Here is a 22,281-nt window from a genome sequence, read left to right on the forward strand (position 1 = left end):
GATGCAGCCTTTGATGATCGAACCGCTTCCGCGGCTGTCCGACCGGCATTTTCGCGAGATCGCCGAACTGGTCGAACAGCAGGTCGGAATCCGCCTGCCGGAAAACAAGCGGTTGATGCTCGAGGGCCGATTGCAGAAGCGGGTTCGCGCGCTGGGCTATCAGGATATCAACGAATATGTCGATCGGCTGTTCGAGGACGATCATTTCGACGCCGAGCTGATCCACCTGATCGACTGCGTGACCACCAACAAGACCGACTTCTTCCGCGAGCCGTTTCACTTCGACTTCCTGCGCGACACCGCGGTGCCGGAGCTGTTGCGCAAGACCCGTGGCCGGCCGCTGAAGATCTGGAGCGCGGCCTGCTCGACCGGAATGGAGGCCTACACCATCGCCATCGTGCTCGACGACATGCAGCGCAGCGGCGTCGGCTTCCAGTTTCGCATTCTCGGCACCGACATCTCGACCGGCGTGCTGCAGCTCGCCGAGGAGGGCATCTACACCAGGGAGATGATCGCGCCGGTGCCGGAGGCGATGGCCAAGCGCTACTTCCTGTCGTCGAAGGACAAGTCGCGCAGCGAGGTGCGGATCGTGCCCGAGCTGCGCCGCTCGGTGGCGTTCATGCGCATGAACCTGATGGACGCGGTGTATCCGGTCGACCGCGACGTCGACGTGATTTTCTGCCGCAACGTTTTGATCTATTTCGACAAGCCGACTCAGAGCAAGGTCGTCGAGCGGCTCTGCAGTCATTTGCGGCCGGGCGGTTACCTGATCGTCGGGCATTCCGAATCGATGATTCAGAACCAGTCGATCAAAATCAAACAGGTGCAGCCGACGATTTTCAAGGTCTAGATGGTATGCCAAATACAATGCTGAGGCCAAAAATTCGCGTGCTGATCGTCGACGATTCCGCGTCGGTTCGCCAGATCCTGACCACGATCCTGAACGGCGATCCGGACATCGAAGTGATGGCGTCGGCCGCCGATCCGTTCGCCGCGGCGCGCAGGCTGCAGGACGAGATCCCCGACGTCATCATTCTCGATATCGAGATGCCGCGGATGGACGGCATCACCTTCCTGCGCAAGATCATGGCGCAGCGGCCGATCCCGGTGATCATCTGCTCGACGCTGACCGAAGAGCGCTCCGACGTGATGTTCGAGGCGTTCGAGGCCGGCGCCTTCGATATCGTGCCGAAGCCGCGGATCGACACCACGCAGGCGCTGCTCGAGGCGTCGACGCGGATGTGCGATGCCGTCAAGGCCGCGGCGCGCGCCCGGATACGTCCGCGGCGACCGCCGCGGATGGTGGTGGAGGCCAAGCTGACCGCGGACGCCATCATGCCGCCGCCGGTCAGCGGCCGGGCGCGTCCGACCACCGAGCGGCTGGTCTGCATCGGGGTGTCGACCGGCGGCACCGAGGCATTGCGCGACGTGCTGGAATGCCTGCCGGTCAAGGCGCCGGCGATTCTGATCGTCCAGCACATGCCGCAGGGCTTCACCGCGGCGTTCGCCAAACGGCTCGACAGCCTGTGCGAGATCGAGGTGCGCGAAGCGCAGGACGGCGACGCCGTGGTGCAGGGCTGCGCCTATATAGCGCCGGGCGGCCGTCACATGCTGCTGCAGCGCACCGGCCAGCGCTATCATATCGCCATCAAGGACGGCCCGCCGGTGTCGCGGCATCGGCCGTCGGCGGACGTGCTGTTTCGCTCGGCGGCGCAATATGCCGGGGCCAACGCGCTCGGCATCATCATGACCGGAATGGGCGACGACGGCGCGCGCGGTCTGCTGGAGATGCACAAGCTCGGCGCCAGCACGCGGGCCCAGGACGAGGAAAGCTGCGTGGTGTTCGGCATGCCGAAGGAAGCCATCGCGCTCGGCGCGGTGGACAAGGTGGTGCCGCTGGCGCAGATCCCGCGCGAAATCATGCTGTGGCAGGACGCGCGGCAGCCGGCGTCGACGGTCTGACAATGGACCACGCGGATCCCGAAACGCTCGAAACCCAAGCCGTCGCCGCGATCGAAGACGTCGGCAGTCGAATCGAGGAGGTGTTCGCGCGGGTCGGCGGCGACCTCGGCCGGGCGCATGGCATCTTCGACGGATTGAATGCCGATCTCGGCCTGCTCGGCGAGGAATTGTCCGGCGCCAATATCGCCAGCGCGTCGAAGGCGTGCAAGGACATCGCCTCGCGCTTGCGCAGCCTCGCCGATGCGTTGCCGGCGGAAACCGGCCTACTGGGCGAGATCTCCGGCAGCGCCACCAAGGCTTCGGTCTATCTCAAGGATATTCTCAAGCATATCGAGATGATCACCATCATCGCGCGCAGCTCTCGGATCGAGGCGGCGTCGCTGGATGGCGATCGCGGCGGCTTCCTGAGCTTCACCCGCGAGGCGTCCGAGCTCGCCCAATCGGTGCAGCGCTCGATCGTCGCCTGCGCCAAGGACCAGGAGCAACTGGCCGGCGCCATCGCCGCGGCGCTGAAGGGCCAGTCGAATTTCGAGGCGCATTACAAGGGCCGGCTGTTGACCGCGAGCGCCGAGCTGACGTCGGCCTGCGACGAGATCGCGGCCCGCCAGGCCGAGAGCGCGCGGCTCGCCGGACTGGCGCGCGCCAGCGCTGGCAACATCGGCGGCGCGGTCGGCAACGCCATCGTGTCGCTGCAGGCCGGCGACAGCACGCGGCAGCGGTTGGAGCACATCTGCCGGGCGTTGCGCCAGGTGCGGCCGAGCGGCGGGATCGCGCCGGCCGCCGGCCGCGACGCCTCCGATCTGGCGATCGTGGCGCCGTTCGTGCACGCCCTGCAGGCCGTGCAGCTCAAGGACGCGATCACCGGATTTTCCCAGGACGTCGGCACCATCGAGCGGTCGTTGACCGCGCTCGGGCTCGATGCCGCCCAGATGGTCGGTCACGGCCGCTCGCTGTGCGGCGGTCAGGGCGACGATATGAGTTCGCTCCTGGCGGTGATGAAGACCCGGCTCAGCACCGCGCTGTCGCTGATCGCCGCCTGCGGCTGCGCCAAGATGGCGGTCGATCAGTCGATCGCGGTGCTGGAAAGCATGCTCAAGGAGTTTCGCGCGGCGATCTCCTCGCTCGGCGACACCGTGATCGACATCACCCTGATCGGCATGAACGCCGGGCTGAAAGCCAGCCATCTCGGCGAACGCGGCCGCGCCTTCGTGGTGATCGCCAATGAATTGAAGACCACGGCCGATCGGATCTCGGCGGCGGCAAAACTCCTCAGCCCGGTGGTCGACGCGATCGAACAGGCGGCCGATCGACTGAAGGGACTGCGCGAAGCCGAAGAGGCGCTGCACGTCGAGGAGATGCAAGGCTCGATCGGCCAGGCTCTCGGAGAGATCGAGGCCGGCAACGGACATCTCGCCAGCTTGATGGACCATCTGACCAGCGAAAGCGCGGTGTTTGAAAAACTCGTGGTCGGCGCCAACGCCGCGATGACCGAATTGGGCGCGAAGTTCGCGTCGCTGTCGGAGGTCGCGCTGCAGCTCGAACGCCAACGACCGCGCGCCGATCAGTTGACGCCCGACGCCAGCCAGGCGATCGACACGCTGTTCGCCGAATTGTATCTGCAATACACCATGGTCAAGGAACGCGACGTGCACCGAAGATTTGCCGATCGCTTCGCCTTCATCGAGACCCAGGCCAGCGTCGCCGAACCCAGCGCCGACAGCACCGACGACATCTTCTTCTGAGCGGGCGTGCGGCGGTTCATCCGACGCGAGTGGTCTGGCCTGCGGTGAACGTCTCGGCAGCCATCATCCCGACCATCATGCCGCTGCCGTTCAAGCGCGCGGATCAGATTGCAACCGGCGCCGGCGGAATGCGAGCAGGGGTTGTGTCGCCCGTACGATTAGTTGTGAGACCTGCTCGCAACTATCGGCTCGATGCGGCAATTTGGCCGAAAGTGCGAGGAGAACCAAGGATGTCGTTGCGGTTTCCTTAACTAGACAGATCGTAATACTACCAACATTGTTCTCAAGACGGAATGCATGACGTGGCAGTTTCGGTTGCGCCAACAAACGTCGAACTGTTCTTCGACGCCGACGATATCATCGTCTCCAAGACCGACCTCAAGGGACGGATCACCTACGCCAACAAGGTGTTCTGCGACCTCGCCGGTTACACCGAGGCCGAGCTGCTCGGGCAGCCGCACAGCATCATCCGCCATCCCGACATGCCGCGCTGCGTGTTCAAGCTGTTGTGGGACACGCTCAACGACGGCCGCGAGATCTTCGCTTATGTGAAGAACATGTCGCGACGCGGCGATTTCTACTGGGTGTTCGCCCATGTCACGCCGTCGTTCGACGCCACCGGCCGCGTCGTCGGCTTTCATTCCAACCGCCGCGTCCCCGAGCGCCGGGTGATCGCCGCGCTGCAGCCGGTCTATGCCGCGCTGCTGCGCGAGGAGAACAGCCAGCGCAACGCCAAGGACGGCTTGGCGCAGGGCTATCGCCACCTCACCGATTTCGTCACCGCAAAGAACATGACCTATGACCAACTCGTCTTCTCTCTCTAGAGCCGGCCTTGGCCTCGCCGTTGCGGCGGCGGCGCTGCTCATCGCACTCGCCGGCGTGCTGGTCGAATCCCACGCGGTGGCGCTGGGCGGGTTGCTGACGGCGCTGCTGGCGCTCGGCTGGCTCGGGGTTTCGCTGTCGAAGCTGCACCGCGTGATCGTCGATCTCACCGAGGTGTGCCGGCGGCTGCGCGACGGCGACTTCGAGGCGCGGGTGCTGAACATCCGCGAGCGCGGCGCGATCGGCGCGTTGCTGCACGAGTTCAACGACATGACCGACCGCTGCGACGCCTTCGTCCGCGAGGCCAGCGCGGCGATGGGGGCGATCCGCGACGACAAGTATTATCGCCACATCCTGCCGCAGGGGCTGCGCGGCTCGCTGTTGATCGCCAGCCGCACCATCAACGAGGCGATGCAGGTGATCGAGCAGCGCGTCGCCGCGTTCAACGCCAACACCGCGCAATTCGAAGGCGCGGTCAGCGCGGTGATCGAGACGGTGTCGTCGGCCTCCAACAATATGGGGCAAACCGCCGGCAGCCTCGGCCGCGGCGCCACCGCCACCCGCGAGCGCGCCAATGCAGTCTCCGCGGCCTCGCAACAGGCCGCCGCCAACATGGAAACCGTCGCCGCCGCGACCACCGAACTGACCGCCTCGGCCGGCGAGATCGCGCAGAACGTCGCCCGCTCGGCGGCGATCGCCAAGACCGCGGTGGCGCGGGTCGAAGAAGCCCGGCTCACCGTCGGCAGCCTCTCCACCGCCACCGAACGGATCGGCGCCATCGTACAACTGATCGACGAAATCGCCGCGCAGACCAATCTGTTGGCGCTCAACGCCACGATCGAGGCGGCGCGCGCCGGCGAGGCCGGCCGCGGCTTCTCCGTGGTGGCGCAGGAGGTCAAGTCGCTGGCGGCGCAGACCGCGCGGGCCACCCACGAGATCTCGCTCAGCATCGCCGAGGTGCAGTCCACCACCAAGGCCGCGGTCGACGCGATGTCGACCATCGGCGGCGCGATCGGCGAGGTCGACGAGATCACCAGCAATGTGTCGCTCGGCGTGCAGGCGCAGACCGCCGCCACTTCCGAGGTGGCGCGCAACATCGAGCAGGCATTCGCCGGCATCCGGGAGATTTCCGGTAACATTACCGTGGTCAGCGCCGACGCCCGCGAGACCGAAAAGCATGCCGATACGACGCTGCACGCCTCCGGCACGCTGGCCGAACAGTCCGCCACGCTCGGCCAGACGGTGCGCGAGTTCCTGCAGTTCCTGCACCGCGGCGCCCGCGAGCGCCGCGCGGCGTGAGCACGGCCGAGGGGTGATTGCGACCGGGCAGGCGGCGCGGCACCCGGCATCCACCGGAGGCCGCCCGGGCTTTGCAAAGCACGGGCGTTGTGAGAGACTAACCGCGTGAAAAGCCTAGCCACCATCCGCCGCCTGCTGGCGATCTTGATGATCGCCGGCCTCGCCATGGCGCCGCTGTCCCGGCCCGCGATGGCCGAGGCGTCGACGCATGGCGCGATGCAGGCTGGCATGATGATGGCCGCCGAGCAGGCCGTTGCCGTTGACGCTCACCACATGAGCGCGGTCGAGATGGCCGCTGACACCGCGATGGCTTCCATCGAGATGGCTTCCGCCGAGATGGCAAGCGAGATGCCGTGCTGTCCGTCGCAGGCGCCGGCGCCGTCGGGCTGCGACAAATGCGTGGCGATGATCAGCTGCATGTCGTCCGGATTCGTCGCGATGCCGATCGCGCTGCTGCAGCCGGCCTTCGTACTGCCCGGCAACGCGCTGCCGCGCCACACCGACGCCCGCGCCGACGGCATGGGCCATTCGCCTCCAGAATATCCGCCTCGAACCCTGGTCTGAACGGCGCTTTTGCACCGTGTGCTGCCGTGCGACCCGATCGCGCGGTTCAACATGCCGCTTTGCGGCTCGACCATCATTTCGAGGATTCTTAAATGACTACGCTTCGTTCGCGCGTGCTCGCCGCCGCGCTCATCGGCTTTGGCCTGTTCGCCACCGCAGGCTTCGCCCGCGCCGACGTCAAGGACTACGAATTCAAGCTGCTCGACCCCGTGATCGCCGCGGGCAAGGACAAGATCGTCAGCGTCAAGCTGATCAACAAGGTCACCGGCCAGCCGGTGTCGGACGCGGTGATCTTTGCGACCCGGCTCGACATGGCGCCGGAAGGCATGGCCGAAATGGCCACCAAGATCGCGCTGCAGCCGGGCAATGCCGAGCCCGGGGTCTACAAGTTCAAGGCCACCTTCGGCATGGAAGGCAAATGGCTGTTGTCGCTCGGCGCCAAGCTGCAGGGCGAGACCGGCACGCTCGAAGCCAAGCTCGTCATCACGGCGAACAAATGAGCCGCGCCGGCCTCGCCTGCGCAGCCGCCGCCGCTGTGATAGCGGCGGCGGCTGGCGCGCTGTCCGGTGGCGCCGGACATCTAACCCATGCACGCGACATCGTCGCCGCGTTGGTGTCGCCGGCGGCGGGGCAGAGCGCCGACGAGCCGATCTATTACCAGGACCCCGACGGCAAGCCGGTGTATTCGCCGACGCCGAAGACCACGGCGGACGGCCGCGCGTTTCGCGCGGTGCCGCCCGCCGCCGATCTCAATTTCGACGACGTCGAGGAGGCCGCGGCGCCTGCCGCGGCGGCGCCGGCGCCGATGACCGCCGGCGGCGAACGCAAGATCAAATACTATCGCAATCCGATGGGGCTCGCCGACACCTCCCCGGTGCAGAAGAAAGACTCGATGGGGATGAACTACATCCCGGTCTATGAGGGCGAGGATTCCGACGACGGCTCGGTGTCGCTGTCGCCGCAGAAGATCCAGCGCACCGGCGTAAAATCCGAGCGCGCCGCGATGCGGCTGATCCGCACGACGATCCGCGCGCCGGGCGCGATCCAGCTCGACGAGCGCCGGGTCTCGGTGATCGCGATGCGCTCGGAGAGCTTCATCCAGAATGTGGCCAACGTCACCACCGGCAGCAAGGTCGGCAAGGGCGAGCCGTTGATGCAGGTCTATTCGCCGACCATCTCCTCGGCGGCCGCCGAATACGTCGCCACCATCAACTCCAAGACCACCGGCGGCATCGCCAGCTACGGCCGCGGTTCACGGCAGCGCCTGGTCAATCTCGACGTGCCGGAGGCGGCGATCGCCGCGATGGAAAAGGGCGGCCCGGTGCCGACCGTGCTGCAATGGTCGGCGCCGCGCGATGGCATCGTGCTGGAGCGCAACGCCATCGAGGGCGCCCGCGCCAATCCGGGAGACGTGCTGTTCCGGATCGCCGACATCTCCCAGGTGTGGGCGCTGGTCGACGTCGCCGAGCGCGATCTCGGTGCGCTGTCGGTGGGGCAGGCGGTGAGCGTGCGCGCCCGCGGCTATCCCGGCCGGGTGTTCGAGGGCCGCGTCAGCGTGATCTATCCGCAGGTCAATCGCGACACTCGCACCGCGCGGCTTCGCATCGAATTGCCGAATCCCGATATGGCGCTGTTGCCCGAGATGTATCTCGACGCCGAGATCGACACCGGCAATCCGCAGCCGGTGCTCGCGGTGCCGGACAGCGCGGTGCTGGATTCCGGCGAGCGCCAGGTGGTGCTGGTGCAGCAGGGAGAAGGCCGCTTCGCGCCGCGCGACGTCAAGCTCGGTCATCGCGGCGGTGGCTATGTCGAACTGCGTAGCGGCGTCAGCGACGGCGAGGCGGTGGTGGTCTCGGCCAACTTCCTGATCGACGCCGAGAGCAATCTGAAGGCCGCGCTGAAAAGCTTTTCCGACGCCGGAGCCGCGAAATGATCGCCCGTCTGATCGCCTGGTCGGCGCGTAACCTGTTGCTGGTGTTGTTCGGTGCCGGCTTCGCCGCCGCGGCCGGGCTCTATGCGCTGCTGCATCTGCCGCTCGACGCCATTCCGGATCTCTCCGATACCCAAGTCATCGTCTACACCGAATATTCCGGCCAGGCGCCGCAGGTGATCGAGGATCAGGTCACCTATCCGCTGACCACCGCGATGCTGACTGTGCCAAAGTCCAAGGTGGTGCGCGGCTTCTCGTTCTTCGGCGTGTCGTTCGTCTATGTGATCTTCGAAGACGGCACTGATATCTACTGGGCGCGCTCGCGGGTGCTGGAGTTCTTGAACGGGGCCACCTCGCGGCTGCCGGCCGGCGTCACGCCGACCATCGGCCCGGACGCCACCGGGGTCGGCTGGGTCTATCAATACGCGGTGATGTCGAAGGAATTGAACCTCGCCGACACCAGGACGATCCAGGACTGGACTCTGAAATTCGCGCTGGCCAAGGCCGAAGGCGTCGCCGAGGTCGCCAGCGTCGGCGGCTTCGTCCGGCAGTATAACGTCGTGCTCGATCCGCAACGGATGCGCGACCTCGGCATTCCGATGCAGAAGGTGCGCGACGCGATCCGCGCCAGCAACGCCGACGTCGGCGGCCGCACCGTCGAACTCTCGGAGTTCGAATATGTGGTGCGCGGCAAGGGCTATCTGAAGAACATCAACGACCTCGGCAATGTGGTGCTGAAAAGCTCCGGCGGCACGCCGGTGCTGCTGCGCGACGTCGCCCGCGTCGAGTTAGGGCCCGACGAGCGCCGCGGCCTCACCGAATTGAACGGCGAGGGCGAGGTGGCGAGCGGCATCGTGCTGCAGCGCTTCGGCGTCAATGCGCTCGACGTCATCGACAACGTCAAGCAGCGCTTCAAGGAGATCGCCTCCAGCCTGCCGGCCTCGGTCGACATCGTCGCGGTCTATGACCGCTCCAACCTGATCAAGGCCGCGATCGCCACGCTGAAGCACACGCTGATCGAGGAGAGCATCGTGGTGGCGCTGGTCTGCATCGTGTTCCTGCTGCATGTGCGCAGCGCGCTGGTGGCGATCATCATGCTGCCGGTCGGCATCCTGATGGCCTTCGCCACCATGAAGGCGTTGGGCCTCGGCGCCAACATCATGAGCCTCGGCGGCATCGCCATCGCCATCGGCGCGATGATCGACGCGGCGATCGTGATGATCGAGAATGCCCATAAGCATCTGGAGCGCGCGCCGCCCGATAAGCCGCGCGTCGAGGTGCTGATCGAGGCCGCGGCCGAAGTCGGGCCGGCGCTGTTCTTCAGCCTCTTGATCATCACCGTGTCGTTCATGCCGATCTTCACGCTGGAGTCGCAAGAGGGCCGGCTGTTCAGCCCGCTGGCCTTCACCAAGACGTTTTCGATGGCGGCGGCGGCGATCTTGTCGGTGACGCTGGTGCCCGCCTTGATGGTGCTGTGCGTGCGCGGAAAAATCATCCCGGAGCACAAGAATCCGATCAACCGCCTGCTGATCTGGATCTATCGCCCGGCGATCAAGGCGGTGCTGAAGGCCAAGGTGCTGGTGATCGTTTTGGCGCTGGCGGTGCTGGCGGTGACGATGTGGCCGGCGCGGCAGCTCGGCACCGAGTTCATGCCGGCGCTCGACGAAGGCACGCTGCTCTATATGCCGACCACGCTGCCCGGCATTTCCGTCACCAAGGCGGCCGAGCTGTTGCAGACCCAGGACAAGATCATCCGCTCGTTTCAGGAGGTCGCGTCGGTCTACGGCAAGGCCGGCCGCGCTTCGACAGCCACCGATCCGGCGCCGCTGGAGATGTTCGAGACCATCATCAACCTGAAACCCAAGGAGCAATGGCGCCCCGGCGTCACGCTCGACAGCCTGACCGCCGAGATGGACCGCGCGCTGCAATTCCCCGGCGTTTCCAATGCCTGGACCATGCCGATCAAGTCGCGGATCGACATGCTGTCGACCGGCATCCGTACCCCGATCGGCGTCAAGGTGATGGGCACCGACCTCGTTGAAATCGACAAGCTCGCCAAGCAGATCGAGCAGGTCTTGAAAGCCGTGCCGGGCACCTCGTCGGCCTATGCCGAGCGCGCGCTCGGTGGCTACTATCTCGACGTGGTGCCGGATCGCGCGGCGCTGGCGCGTTACGGCATCGCGGTGCAGGATGTCCAGGATGTCATCGCCACCGCGCTCGGCGGCCAGACCGTGACCACCACGGTGGAAGGCCGCCAACGCTTCAGCGTCAACATGCGCTATCCGCGCGACCTGCGCAGTAGTGCGCAATCGATCGCCAGCGACGTGCTGGTGGCGATGCCGGCCGGCGGCGCGGTGCCGCTCGGCGAGATCGCCAGCATCACGCCGTCGCGCGGCCCGACCGCGATCCGCACCGAGAACGGCCAGCTCGCGGTCTACATCTATGTCGACATCCGCGACCGCGACCTCGGCGGCTACGTCGCCGACGCCAAGGCCGCCGTGCAGGCCTCGATCGCGTTTCCGGCCGGCACCTATGTGATGTGGAGCGGGCAATACGAATATCTCGAGCGCGCCGCGGCGCGCTTGAAGATCGTGGTGCCGGTGACGCTCAGCATCATCTTCCTGCTGCTCTACCTCAACTTCCGGTCGATCGCCGACACGCTGATCGTGATGGCCTCGTTGCCGTTCGCGCTGGTCGGCGGCATCTGGCTGATGTGGGCGCTCGGCTTCAACCTCTCGGTCGCGGTGGTAGTCGGCTTCATCGCGCTGGCCGGCGTCGCCGCCGAAACCGGCGTGGTGATGCTGATCTACCTCAACCACGCGCTGGCGGAGATCACCGCGCGGCGCGCCGCGGAGGGCCAAGCGGTGAGCCGGCAGGACCTCGCGGCCGCCATCATGACCGGCGCGGTGGAACGGGTGCGGCCGAAGATGATGACGGTGGTGGCGATCATGGCCGGGCTGCTGCCGATCATGTGGAGCAGCGGCACCGGCTCGGAAATCATGCAGCGCATCGCGGTGCCGATGATCGGCGGCATGATGTCCTCGACGCTGCTGACGCTGATCGTGATCCCGGCGATCTACGGCTTGGTCCACGGCGCGCGGTTGCACGACGCCAAAGCTGCGACGAAACAGCGCATCGTCGCAGAACCGGGAGCCTGACGGGCTTGGTCTCAGCTGTTGCAATCCATGTGCAATCTTCCGTCATGACTTGGCAAGATACGCGTGGCATAAAATCGCCCGAACCAACTACTCTCGGGACATCTCATGACCACCATCGAGTCCACCGGCAAAGCCGCCGTCGGTTACGACGGCGTCTCCGTCGCGCTTCACTGGATCATCGCGCTGTTCATCGTCGTGTTGTTCGTCGGCGGGCAATTCCATGAGGCGTTGCCGCAGGAGCAACGCGGCATGGTGATGGATTGGCACAAGGCCGGCGGCGTCGTCGTGCTGGCGCTGGTGCTGCTGCGCACGCTGTGGCGGGTGACGCATCCGGCGCCGGAACTGATCCACATCTCGCGGCTGCTCGACATCACCGCCAAGGCTGTGCACGGCCTGTTGTACCTGCTGCTGATCGCGATGCCGGTCACGGGCCTCGCCATGGTGATCGCCGCCGGCCGCGGCGTCACCCTGCTCGGGATTCCGCCGCTGATGGAGAAATCGCCGGAGCTCGCCAAGGCGTTCAGCAACGCCCACGGCCTGATCATCGATGGCATCCTCGTGCTGGTGTTGCTGCACGTCGCAGCTGCGCTGTGGCATCAATATTTCCGGCACGACGGCACGCTCGCCCGCATGGCGCCGTGGCTGCGCGGTCGCAACTGAGCCGATCGCCGATCGCCTCGGGCGGATCTCCGCCCGGGGTTTGGCCCGGCCTCGGGTCTCCGCCAGCACCTGGCCCGGACCGCAAGGTCGCTGTGGCGCCGGGCGCGCCGCAACCCGTGATCGCGACCGCGTTTTTCGCCGTCGTGCCGCGCCCGCCGATGGCGTAAGCTGCCAGGCGGAACCCCGGGAAACATCGGGAAACCAAAAACCCTTTGCATGCGGCGCGGATTCGCGAAAAGGGATCGAATGGTCGCTATTCCCAATATCCTGGTGGTCGAGGACGACCGCGAAACCCGTGCCTTGATCGCGAAATATCTGCGCGCCAATGGCTGCCACGTCACCGCGGCCGCCGACGGCCACGAGATGCACCAGGCGATGGCGGATCGCCGGGTCGATCTGATGATCATGGACGTCATGCTGCCGGACGAGGACGGCCTCAGCCTGTGCCGCAAGGTCCGCGCCAAATCCCAGCTGCCGATCATCATGCTGACGGCGCGCGGCGAGGACGTCGACCGCATCGTCGGGCTCGAAATGGGCGCCGACGACTACATGGTGAAGCCGTTCAACCCGCGCGAATTGCTGGCCCGCATCAACGCGGTGCTGCGCCGCCAGGCCACGGCGCTCAACGCGAGTTCCACGCCCGAGGCGACGGCGTTCGCCTTCGACGGCTGGCATATCGATTTCCGGCTGCGCGAGCTGCGCAACCCGGCCGGCGCCCGCGTCGCCCTGACCAGCGCGGAATTCGATCTGCTGCGGGCGTTCTGCGAGCGCGCCGGCCGCGTATTGTCGCGCGAGGTGCTGCTCGATCTGACGCAAGGGCGCAATTCCGGCTCGTTCGACCGCAGCATCGACGTGCTGGTCAGCCGGATCCGCCGCAAGATCGAGGCCGATCCGCAAGATGCGATGCTGATCAAGACGATCCGCTCCGGCGGCTACATGTTCACGCCGGTGGTCGAACCGCTGATCACAGCACCTATAGCGGGGACATGAGCCGGCTCGGCTGGATCGTCCCGAAGCGGATCAGCGGCCAGATCGCGGCGATCGTGGTGATCTCCATCACCGTGATCCACGCCATCGTCGCCGTGACGTTTTTCATCAACCGGCCGGGCGAGCCGGAGCCGTTCGATCACGGCCGCAACGAACTCACCGCGCTGGTCCAGATTCTCGGCAAAGCTCCCACCACCGACCGACCGGCGCTGCTGGCCGCCCTGACGCGGTCGTTTCCGCAATTCGAGATCGCTCCGGCCGCGCCCGGCGAGCATGTCGCGCTCGAGCCCGGCGATGGCCCGCCGCCGCTACGACACCTCGGCCGGGATTATCGCCAACTGCGGCTGGAGGGCGCGGCCGACGACCGTCTCGGCGTCGCGCTCCCCGACGGCGAGCTGATCGCGCTGCGGTTGTTGCCCGATGAGCGGCGGCCGCCGTTGCTCGGCGGCCCGGTGATGGTCTCGCTATTGTTCGTCATCGTCAGCCTGACGTTGCTGGGACTGTGGGCGGCGCGGGCGCTGTCGCAGCCATTGTCGTCGTTCGCCCGGGCCGCGGAGAATTTCCGTCTCGACCACGCCGCGGCGCCGCTGCCGGAGCGCGGCCCTGAGGAAATCCGCTCGGTCGCCCGCGCGCTGAACGACATGCGCGCCCGCATCGCCGCGCTGGTCGACGACCGCACCAAGATGCTGGCGGCGATCAGCCACGATCTGCGCACCCCGATCACGAGGCTGCGGCTGCGCTGCGAGTTCATCGAGGATGAGGCCTGCCGCAATCATATGCTGCGCGATCTCGACCAGATGCGTTCGATGCTGGAATCGGTGCTGTCGTTCCTCCGAAACGATCGCAATCGTGAGGCGATGACGCTGACCGATATCGCCACCACGCTGCAACTGATCGCCGACCAGTTCACCGACGCCGGTCAGGCGGTGGGCTACCGGGGGCCGGCGCACGCCACGATGATGGCGCGTCCCGACGACCTGCACCGCGCGGTGACCAACCTGGTCGAGAACGCGGTGCGATTCGGCGCCGAAGCCACCATCGGGCTCAGCTTCACCCAGCAGGCGGTGACGATCGACGTCGCCGACGACGGCCCCGGCATTTCCGACGCCCAGAAAAGCGCGATGCTGCAGCCCTTCGTGCGCGGCGACGACGCCCGCAACATGGACGAGGCCTCCGGCTTCGGGCTCGGCCTGTCGATCGCGCAGGCGGTGGCGATCGCCCATGGCGGCGTGTTGTCGCTGAACGACCGCAGGCCGCATGGCCTGATCGTGCGGATCACGCTGCCGTTGCCGTCCGCCAGCGATCACGTCAGTCCCTCGAAGGCTGTCTGACCGGCGACGAGGGCATATCTTCGTCTGCCGACCCGAGTATGAGTAACTTGCTGCGTAGTCCGATACCGTAATCACTCTCGTCGAACCGATTAGTAGTTCTACCATCTTGCTTGCATCGCCCGATCACGCATCGCTGAGCGCCGTGCAACAAGGTGATTCGACATGCCGAAGATCAGCGCCGACAGGTTTACGCGCGCGACACGACGACGCGACAGGCGGCGGCTCACGACATCCGCGGTGAAACACGGCGTCGCCGTGAGCGCGGTGACGGCGCTGGCGCTTGGCGCGACGCTGGGTTCGGCTGAGGCGCAGTTCACCCGCGTCTACGGCTTCGGCGACAGCTACGCGGACACCGGCGCGGCGCCGGGCGGCGCGTTCCGGCTCGGCGGCGTGCCCTGCGTCTATCCCGGCGTCTGCTCCTTCACCGGCAGCACCACCTTCGTGCAGACGCTGCAATCGCTCTACGGCGCGCCGCAGATGATCAATTACGCGATCGGCGGCGCCCGCACCGACAATTCCAACACCCTCGGCTTTCTCGGCAGTAACTACGGCTTTCCCTATGAGCTGGCCCGGATGGCGCATGATGGCGTCCGCTTCGGCGACCGCGACCTGATCGCGCTGTCGATCGGCGGCAACGATTCGTCGCTGCTGGTCAATGACGTCCGCGCCGCCACCACGCTCGGGACGCAGGCGGCGGCGCGCGCCGTCAACGGCACCGGCGTCGGCACCATCAATGGCACGTTCGATGGCGTCACCTACAACAACGTCGCGACCTCTGGCGTGCAGCAGATGGTGGCCGCGGGCGCCCGCAACATCGCCTGGTTCAGCGCCGGCAATTCGAAATATTTCCCGCAGCCGGAGGGCGGCCCGGCGATCCAGGATCCGGCGCGCGACGCTTTTGCGCACAGCTATTTCAACGAGCTGCAGACCCTGCTGCGGCCGATGGCGCAGTCGGGCGTCCGCATCTTCATGTTCAATTACGAAATCCTGCAACAGCGCATCTACGACAATGCGGCGATGTACGGCTTCAGCACGGTGCCGGGCTGCGAGGCCAATGGCGGCGGCGCGATTCCCAAGGTCACCGGCTGCTTCTACGAGAACTCGGTGCACCCGACCGGCACCGCGATGGCGCTGATCGCCAGCTACATGGCCAACCAGGTCGACGCGCCGACCACCGTGGTGCCGCAAGGCAGCATTTCCACCGCACTGACGACCGGCTTCACCGGGTCGGTGTTCAACCGGCTGGACGCCTCGCGCAGCTTCGCGCCGTTCGGGCTCGGCGCGGCGCTGGCCTATGCCGGGCCGACCAAGGTTGCGCCGTTGATGGCGCCGGCGGATCGCTGGACGGTCTATGGCGAGGCTGCTTACGCCCATGGCAGCCGCGACCGGCAGATCTACGGCTCGGGCTACGACTACAATTCGGTCGGCGGTATCTTCGGGGCGGAATACCGCATCGATCCCAACTGGCGGGTCGGCGGCGTGTTCGGCTATTCGCAGCCCGACGTCAAACTCGGCGTGCAGAACGCCCGCGACCGCATCGATGCCTATCAGTTCGCCGGCTACGGCTCCTATGCCGATGCGCATTGGTTTGCCGATGGCCTGCTCGGCTACGGCCGCCACGATTTTTCGCTGGCGCGGCAGGGCATCATTGATACCATTCGCGGCAATACCAGCGCCGACGTGGTCACCGTGGCCGGCAAGGCCGGCTACCTGTTCGATGTCGGGCAGCTCCGCGTCGGACCGATCGCCGGCCTGACCTACAGCAACGCGGAAATCGCCGGCTACACCGAGACCGGCGACGTACTGCTGACCATGACCGTCGATCGGCAGCGCGTCGAGGCGCTGACCGGCGATGCCGGGGTGCAGCTGCGCTACCCGTTCGCGATCGGCGGCGGCATCTACAGCCCGTTCGTCAACCTCACCGCGGCGCATGATTTCATCGGCGAGGGCCGTAGTATCACCACCACGCTGGTATCGGCGCCATTGCTGCCGGTACTCACCCCGGTCGGCGGCGAGGGCCGGACCTATGGCCGGGTCGCGGCCGGCGTCTCGGCGCTGGTGTCCGGAAATGTTTCGGCGACGCTGACGGTGGGGTCGACCTTCGCGCGCAGCGGCGGTGACGATCTGGCGCTCAGCGGCGGGATCAAGGTGGCGTTCTAACCGCCGACAACCGCGCCGATGGTGCAGTCGCTCGATTGTGACAGTTAGATGACAAGTAACGACTGCGGTGCGTAGCTATGCGCCAGCTGATTGCCGCCAGCCGCGCGGGTTCCTTGAAAAATTCCACCCAACGTTGATAATGAACCCCGGCGGCGGGCGTCGCCCGGTGGACCACTGCCGGCTGCAACGCCCGCGTCGTCGATAACTGGCATTCGGCTCAGTCGCCGGCCATTGGTGATGATCGTGACGAGATGGCTAAGGCGAGCGTAGGCCGTACCCCCAAATTCAAGGGCAGGGCTGTACCCCGCCGTGCGTCCGTGGCGCTGCAATCGACCGAAGGCGCCAAGGCCGAGAAGATTTTGCTGCCGCGCGGCATCGCGACGGTCGATGCGTTTCGCATGATCGGGCGCTCGGTGCTGCGCCATGTCGTCGGCAACGAGGCCGCGGTGCGCGAGCTCAATCCCGACGGCGTGCACCAGATGCGGATCGGGCTGCGGCGGCTGCGCGCGTCGATCGCAGCGTTCGGCGAATTGCTGCAGGACGAAGAGACCGCGCGGCTGAAGCGCGAGCTGAAATGGCTGACCAGCCGGCTCGGGCCGGCGCGCGACCTGCACTTGCTGGAACTGCGGATCAAGCGGCAGCGCGGGGCGGGGCGCGCCGAACTCGTGGCCGAAATCGCCGCGCGGCGGGCCCGGGCGTTCGTCGGCGCCAAGGCGGCGGTGCAGTCGCTGCGCTACCGGACCTTGCTGCATGATGTCCAGCACTGGATCGAGGCCGGGGCGTGGTCGGCGCGACCCGCGCTGAAGCCGGCGCATCGCCAGGCGGCGGAGTTTGCCGCCGACGTGGTGGAGCGGCGCGCCCGGCGGGTGATGCGCAAAGCCGAACGGCTGCTCGATCTCGACGTCGAGAAGCGCCACCGGCTGCGCATTTCGGCAAAGAAGCTGTACTACGCGATCGGGTTCTTCGAGACGCTGTTCGAAGGCCGCAAGACCGGCGACCGGCTGGCCGCGTTCCAGTCGACGCTGAAGGAACTGCTCGACCGATTGGGCGCGCTGAACGATCTCGCCGTGCAGCAGAAACTGGCGCGCTCGGTCGCAGCCCCGAACGGCAAGCGCGCCGGCGTCGACGCGCACGAGCCGGCGCCGGGCGATCGCGTCAAGATCGAGCATCTGCTGCAATCCGCGGCCTCTACCGGCGCCGAACTGGCGTCGGCGAAGCGGTTCTGGGATTGAGCGGCTGAGCGCGATGGCGCCTCGGCCGGAGGCGTCCAACCAAGTCAAAGGGTCATTCCGGGGCGCGAGCACTTGCGAGCGAACCCGGAATCTTGCTGCGGGTGTGGCGTGAGATCCGGGTTGCGAGATTCCGGGTTCGCTCGAGCTGTCGCTCTCGCGCCCCGGAATGACAGACGTGAGTGCGCCGCGCATCAACCAACGCCGCGCGTGCTCGGTTCTACCCCAGCTCGCGGATCGCCTGGTTGGCCGCCTTCACCGCGTCTTCTTCGGTGTCGCAATCCTCCGCGGTGACGAAGCCGAGCATGGTCTTGCTCTGCCGCGCGCCGCCGGCAGTCGCCACCGGCGTGACGTTGGCGCGCCAGCGTCCGGGTTTGCGCTGGAACGTCAGGACGGTGTAGTCCGACGCCTTCGCCACTACTTGCTCGCCTTGGCGATCTTCTTCTCCAGATGGCCCGGCCCATGGTCATGGCGCAGCTGACTCAACGAGGTCTCGTTGAGTTCGCCGAGCACGTCGCTGAGCTTGGCGGTATCCGGATGGCCCGCGGCAAAGCCGCGGCCGTAGATCGTGCGCAGCGTGCCGACCAGCGTATTGCCGTGCTTCTTGGAGATTTGGCCGTCCTGATCGCGGTGGCGATCGTCGAGTTCGTGCTTCATCTAATCCTCCGAGCCGTCTGCGCGGCGAGCGTCAGTTTGCGCCGATCGGCCGGCCGTGGCAACGGTCGCAAACGACCGACGACGTCACCGCCTGCGATCAGGCGATGAGGTCGTGTAGCCGCCTGTGCGCTGCAGCGTGGTTGGTTATTTCTTCTTGCCGGAGCCCAAGGTCGGCTGCCAAGTGCCGCCGCCCTTCTGGCTCGCCGCCGCGGCGATGGTCTTGACCTTTTCCTTCTTGGGCTTCTTGGTTTCGCGGTTGCCCTTTTGCTCGCCCTTGGCCATGTCGTTCTCCTGTTGTTGTTATCCGTACGCTAGCACGCCTTGCGCAGCCTCGTACGGCTATTCCCCGGGATCGGCGCGTTTGCCGCTGGAATTCGACCGGCCCGGTATCCGGTGCACGGCTTGTCAAGACCGCTTGACGAATCGCGCCGCGGTTCCGCGCCACCGCACCAGGTTGCCGCGGCCGCGCGGCGATCGCGATAGAAAAACCCTATCCGCTCGCATACAGTCGTCGGCGCCACGCCAACTAATCAAGAAGCGCCCGGGGCAGGAATTGATCGACAAGCTCGAATTGTTGTTGGCGCTCGCCAAGGAGCGCCATTTCGGCCGCGCCGCGGAGTCCTGCGGCGTCACCCAGCCGACGATGTCGACCAGCCTGAAGCAGCTCGAAGAGATTCTCGGCGTGATGCTGGTGCAGCGCGGCTCGCGGTTTCAGGGCTTCACCCCGGAGGGCGAGCGCACGCTGGATTGGGCGCGGCGGATCGTCGGCGACGTCCGCTCGATGCGCCAGGAGATCAAGACGCTGAAGGACGGGCTGTCCGGCGAGATCCGCATCGCCGCGATCCCGACCGTGCTCGGCATGGTGGCGGCGCTGACCACGCCGTTTCGCGCGCGGCATCCCGACGTCAGGTTCCGCATCGTGTCCTGCACCTCGGCGGAAGTGCTGGGGCTATTGGAAAACCTCGAGGTCGACGCCGGGCTGACCTACATCGAGAACGAGCCGCTCGGCAAAGTGCGCTCGGTGCCGCTGTATCACGAGACCTATCGGCTGCTGACCTCGCCGGACGGGCTGTTCGGCGATCGCGATCAAGTGACCTGGCGCGAGGTCGGGCAGGTGCCGTTGTGCCTGCTGACGCCGGACATGCAGAACCGTCGGATTATCGATCGCGCGCTGAAGGCGGTCGGCACCGAGGCGCAGCCGACGCTGACCTCGAACTCCATCATCGTGCTCTACACCCACGTCAAGACCGGCCGCTGGGCCAGCGTGATGCCGGCAAAACTCGCCGAAACGCTGGGGTTTTCCGAGGCGGTGCGCAGCATTCCGATCGTCGATCCGCTGGTGAGCTACTCGATCGGCCTGGTGGTCCCGCCGCGCGAACCGCTGACTCCGCTGATCGCCGCGCTGGTGCAGGTCGCCCGCGAAGTGGCGCCGACGCTGGAAGCTTGATCGGTTGCAGTTCGTGTCCCGGACGCCGAGCAGCGCTCTTGCGCTGCGAGGCGAGCCGGGACCGTTACAAGGCGCTGCGTTCCGTAACGGCCCCGGCTCTGCAGCGCACCACGCCGCAAGAGCGGCGCGCTGCGCTGCGTCCGGGGCACGCTTCCCCATCAGTTCCATCGTACGTCACGCGGTCCGGCGGCGCTGCGTCGCAACGATACGGATTCCGTATCGCAGCATCGGATTGCGATATTGATCTTTGCCAAGATTCTCAGTCTCATAGGTCAAAATAACACGTCGGGAGCGAAATGGCCTTGGGCTACGAAGCATGGGATTCCGAGCGCGCGGCGGAGATCATCGCCGAGCTGAAGAGCCACGAGGGCGCCACGCTGGTGATCCTGCACGCGCTGCAGGAGGCGTTCGGCTACGTGCCGCAAGACGCGATTCCGATGATCGCGCTGGCGCTCAATCTGTCGCGCGCCGAAGTCCACGGCGTGTTCACCTTCTACCATGATTTCCGCAAAGCCCCGGCCGGCCGCCACGTGCTGAAACTCTGCAGTGCCGAGGCCTGCCAGTCCGCCGGCAGCGATGCGCTGGCCGCGCGAGCTGAGAGCACCTTGGGCATGACGTTGGGGGAAACCCGCGCCGACGGCGTGGTGAGTCTCGAGCCGGTGTATTGCTTGGGCCTCTGCGCCACCGCGCCGTCCGCAATGCTGGACGGCCGGCTGATCGGCCGGCTCGACGCGACGCGGCTCGATGCCCTGCTGGTGGAGGCGCAGCGATGAAGCTGAAAATCTTCATTCCGCGCGATGCCGGCGCGATAGCGGTCGGCGCCGACGAGGTCGCGCTCGAATTGGAGCTGTGCGCGCGCAAACGCGGCGTCAGCCTTGAAGTGGTGCGCACCGGATCGCGCGGGCTGTATTGGCTGGAGCCGATGCTGGAAGTCTCAACCGGCGCAGGACGAATCGCGTTCGGACCGCTGACGCCGGGCGACGTCGGTTCGGTGCTCGATGCTATTGCGGCCGACGGGCCGCATCCGCTGCGGCTCGGCCTCACTGAGCAGATCCCCTGGCTGAAACGGCAGACCCGGCTGACGTTTGCGCGCTGCGGCGTGATCGATCCGCGCTCGGTCGAGGATTATCGCGTCCATGGCGGCTATGAAGGGCTCGAGCGCGCGCTGGCGCTGACCTCCGAGGCGATCATCGACGACGTCATCAAGTCCGGGCTGCGCGGCCGCGGCGGCGCCGGTTTCCCGACCGGCATCAAGTGGCGCACCGTTGCGCAGGCCAACGCTGTGCAGAAGTATATCTGCTGCAACGCCGACGAGGGCGATAGCGGCACCTTCGCCGACCGCATGGTCATGGAGGGCGATCCCTATATGGTGATCGAGGGCATGACCATCGCGGGCATCGCGGTGGGTGCGACGCGCGGCTACATCTACATCCGTTCGGAATATCCGCACGCCGTCGAGGCGATCAATGCGGCGATCGCCGGCGCCCGCCGCGCCGGCTATCTCGGCCCCGGCATCGGCCGCTCGCGACACGATTTCGACATCGAGGTGCGGGTCGGCGCCGGCGCTTACATCTGCGGCGAAGAGACCGCGATGCTGGAAAGCATCGAGGGCAAGCGCGGCGTGGTCCGCGCCAAGCCGCCGCTGCCGGCGCATAAGGGGCTGTTCGGCCAGCCCACCGTGATCAACAACGTGCTGAGCTTCGCGGCGATTCCCTTCATCCTCGCCGGCGGCGCGCAGGCCTATGCCGATTGCGGCATGGGCCGGTCGCGCGGCACCAAGCCGATCCAGCTCGGCGGCAACATCAAGCATGGCGGGCTGTTCGAGGTGGCGTTCGGCATCACGCTCGGCGAACTGGTCGACGACATCGGCGGCGGCACCGCCTCGGGGCGGCCGGTCCGCGCGGTGCAGGTCGGTGGCCCGCTCGGCGCTTACTTCCCGCGCGAATTGTTCGACACGCCGTTCGACTACGAGGCCTTCGCGGCGCGCAGCGGCCTGGTCGGCCATGGCGGCGTCGTGGTGTTCGACGACACCGTCGACATGGCCAAGCAGGCGCGCTTCGCGATGCAGTTTTGCGCGATCGAATCCTGCGGCAAATGCACGCCGTGCCGGATCGGCTCGCAGCGCGGCGTCGAAACCATCGACAAGATCATCAATGGCGATCGCGCCTCGCAGAACATCGCGCTCCTCGAAGACCTCTGCCAGACCATGAAGCTCGGCTCGCTGTGTGCGCTCGGCGGCTTCGTGCCGTACCCGGTGCTGAGCGCGCTGAAGCATTTCCCGGAAGACTTTGGACTAGCGCCGCCGCGCCTGCAGGCTGCGGAATAGGAGCCCA

20 protein-coding genes are annotated in these 22,281 nt (G+C 66.6%); 17 read left to right on the forward strand and 3 right to left on the reverse strand.

What is annotated here, in order from left to right:
• The first annotated feature begins 1 nt into the window (after window position 1).
• The 14 genes from HNR60_RS03895 to HNR60_RS03960 all read left to right on the forward strand — a co-directional run bounded on the left by HNR60_RS03895 (window position 2) and on the right by HNR60_RS03960 (window position 17,847).
• Window positions 2-850: a CheR family methyltransferase gene (locus tag HNR60_RS03895; RefSeq protein WP_184254502.1), complete on the forward strand. Its 849-nt coding sequence runs from the start codon at window positions 2-4 to the stop codon at window positions 848-850.
• Window positions 851-867: 17 nt separating this feature from the next.
• A complete protein-coding gene (locus HNR60_RS03900) occupies window positions 868-1,962 on the forward strand; it encodes a protein-glutamate methylesterase/protein-glutamine glutaminase (protein ID WP_184254504.1) in 1,095 nt (364 codons plus the stop codon).
• A 2-nt stretch (window positions 1,963-1,964) separates the two neighbouring features.
• On the forward strand, window positions 1,965-3,704 hold the full coding sequence (locus tag HNR60_RS03905; protein WP_184254506.1) for a methyl-accepting chemotaxis domain-containing protein: 1,740 nt from the start codon (window positions 1,965-1,967) through the stop codon (window positions 3,702-3,704).
• 293 nt (window positions 3,705-3,997) lie between these two features.
• Complete coding sequence (locus HNR60_RS03910) at window positions 3,998-4,528, forward strand: PAS domain-containing protein (protein ID WP_184254508.1); 531 nt, start codon at window positions 3,998-4,000, stop codon at window positions 4,526-4,528.
• On the forward strand, window positions 4,503-5,825 hold the full coding sequence (locus HNR60_RS03915; protein WP_184254510.1) for a methyl-accepting chemotaxis protein: 1,323 nt from the start codon (window positions 4,503-4,505) through the stop codon (window positions 5,823-5,825). The genes HNR60_RS03910 and HNR60_RS03915 overlap by 26 nt, the downstream gene beginning before the upstream one ends.
• Window positions 5,826-5,930: 105 nt before the next feature.
• A complete protein-coding gene (locus HNR60_RS03920) occupies window positions 5,931-6,389 on the forward strand; it encodes a hypothetical protein (protein ID WP_184254512.1) in 459 nt (152 codons plus the stop codon).
• A gap of 92 nt (window positions 6,390-6,481) precedes the next feature.
• Complete coding sequence (locus HNR60_RS03925) at window positions 6,482-6,889, forward strand: FixH family protein (RefSeq protein ID WP_184254513.1); 408 nt, start codon at window positions 6,482-6,484, stop codon at window positions 6,887-6,889.
• The gene (locus tag HNR60_RS03930; protein ID WP_184254515.1) at window positions 6,886-8,322 is read left to right on the forward strand and encodes an efflux RND transporter periplasmic adaptor subunit; all 1,437 of its coding nucleotides are present in this window, start codon (window positions 6,886-6,888) and stop codon (window positions 8,320-8,322) included. Before HNR60_RS03925 ends, HNR60_RS03930 begins: the two co-directional genes overlap by 4 nt.
• A complete protein-coding gene (locus tag HNR60_RS03935) occupies window positions 8,319-11,477 on the forward strand; it encodes an efflux RND transporter permease subunit (RefSeq protein ID WP_184254518.1) in 3,159 nt (1,052 codons plus the stop codon). The genes HNR60_RS03930 and HNR60_RS03935 overlap by 4 nt, the downstream gene beginning before the upstream one ends.
• A gap of 105 nt (window positions 11,478-11,582) precedes the next feature.
• Window positions 11,583-12,137 (forward strand): cytochrome b, encoded by a 555-nt coding sequence (locus HNR60_RS03940; protein ID WP_184254520.1) that lies wholly within the window; start codon window positions 11,583-11,585, stop codon window positions 12,135-12,137.
• Window positions 12,138-12,383: 246 nt separating this feature from the next.
• The gene (locus HNR60_RS03945; RefSeq protein ID WP_184254522.1) at window positions 12,384-13,127 is read left to right on the forward strand and encodes a response regulator; all 744 of its coding nucleotides are present in this window, start codon (window positions 12,384-12,386) and stop codon (window positions 13,125-13,127) included.
• Window positions 13,124-14,455 carry an ATP-binding protein gene (locus tag HNR60_RS03950; protein WP_184254524.1) on the forward strand — a complete coding sequence of 444 codons (1,332 nt, stop codon included), beginning with the start codon at window positions 13,124-13,126 and terminating at the stop codon, window positions 14,453-14,455. The genes HNR60_RS03945 and HNR60_RS03950 overlap by 4 nt, the downstream gene beginning before the upstream one ends.
• A gap of 162 nt (window positions 14,456-14,617) precedes the next feature.
• Window positions 14,618-16,615: an autotransporter domain-containing protein gene (locus HNR60_RS03955; RefSeq protein ID WP_184254533.1), complete on the forward strand. Its 1,998-nt coding sequence runs from the start codon at window positions 14,618-14,620 to the stop codon at window positions 16,613-16,615.
• A 317-nt stretch (window positions 16,616-16,932) separates the two neighbouring features.
• Window positions 16,933-17,847: a CHAD domain-containing protein gene (locus tag HNR60_RS03960; protein WP_347339301.1), complete on the forward strand. Its 915-nt coding sequence runs from the start codon at window positions 16,933-16,935 to the stop codon at window positions 17,845-17,847.
• A 217-nt stretch (window positions 17,848-18,064) separates the two neighbouring features.
• On the opposite strand, the gene HNR60_RS03965 is transcribed toward HNR60_RS03960, so the two are convergent.
• The 3 genes from HNR60_RS03965 to HNR60_RS03975 all read right to left on the reverse strand — a co-directional run bounded on the left by HNR60_RS03965 (window position 18,065) and on the right by HNR60_RS03975 (window position 18,783).
• Window positions 18,065-18,262: a hypothetical protein gene (locus HNR60_RS03965; RefSeq protein WP_184254537.1), complete on the reverse strand. Its 198-nt coding sequence runs from the start codon at window positions 18,260-18,262 to the stop codon at window positions 18,065-18,067.
• Complete coding sequence (locus HNR60_RS03970) at window positions 18,262-18,501, reverse strand: hypothetical protein (protein ID WP_184254539.1); 240 nt, start codon at window positions 18,499-18,501, stop codon at window positions 18,262-18,264. Before HNR60_RS03970 ends, HNR60_RS03965 begins: the two co-directional genes overlap by 1 nt.
• Window positions 18,502-18,645: 144 nt before the next feature.
• Entirely contained in the window at window positions 18,646-18,783 is a 138-nt protein-coding gene (locus HNR60_RS03975) for a hypothetical protein (protein WP_184254541.1), read from the reverse strand.
• Between the two features lie 271 nt (window positions 18,784-19,054).
• Between HNR60_RS03975 and HNR60_RS03980 the strand changes: the two genes are divergently transcribed.
• The 3 genes from HNR60_RS03980 to HNR60_RS03990 all read left to right on the forward strand — a co-directional run bounded on the left by HNR60_RS03980 (window position 19,055) and on the right by HNR60_RS03990 (window position 22,274).
• Window positions 19,055-19,948 carry a LysR family transcriptional regulator gene (locus HNR60_RS03980; RefSeq protein ID WP_184254543.1) on the forward strand — a complete coding sequence of 298 codons (894 nt, stop codon included), beginning with the start codon at window positions 19,055-19,057 and terminating at the stop codon, window positions 19,946-19,948.
• Between the two features lie 296 nt (window positions 19,949-20,244).
• Window positions 20,245-20,721: a formate dehydrogenase subunit gamma gene (locus tag HNR60_RS03985; RefSeq protein ID WP_184254545.1), complete on the forward strand. Its 477-nt coding sequence runs from the start codon at window positions 20,245-20,247 to the stop codon at window positions 20,719-20,721.
• Complete coding sequence (locus HNR60_RS03990; protein ID WP_184254547.1) at window positions 20,718-22,274, forward strand: formate dehydrogenase beta subunit; 1,557 nt, start codon at window positions 20,718-20,720, stop codon at window positions 22,272-22,274. The genes HNR60_RS03985 and HNR60_RS03990 overlap by 4 nt, the downstream gene beginning before the upstream one ends.
• Window positions 22,275-22,281: the final 7 nt, after the last annotated feature.

Origin of the sequence: Rhodopseudomonas rhenobacensis, assembly GCF_014203125.1 — a bacterium.
Lineage (GTDB): Bacteria > Pseudomonadota > Alphaproteobacteria > Rhizobiales > Xanthobacteraceae > Rhodopseudomonas_A > Rhodopseudomonas_A rhenobacensis.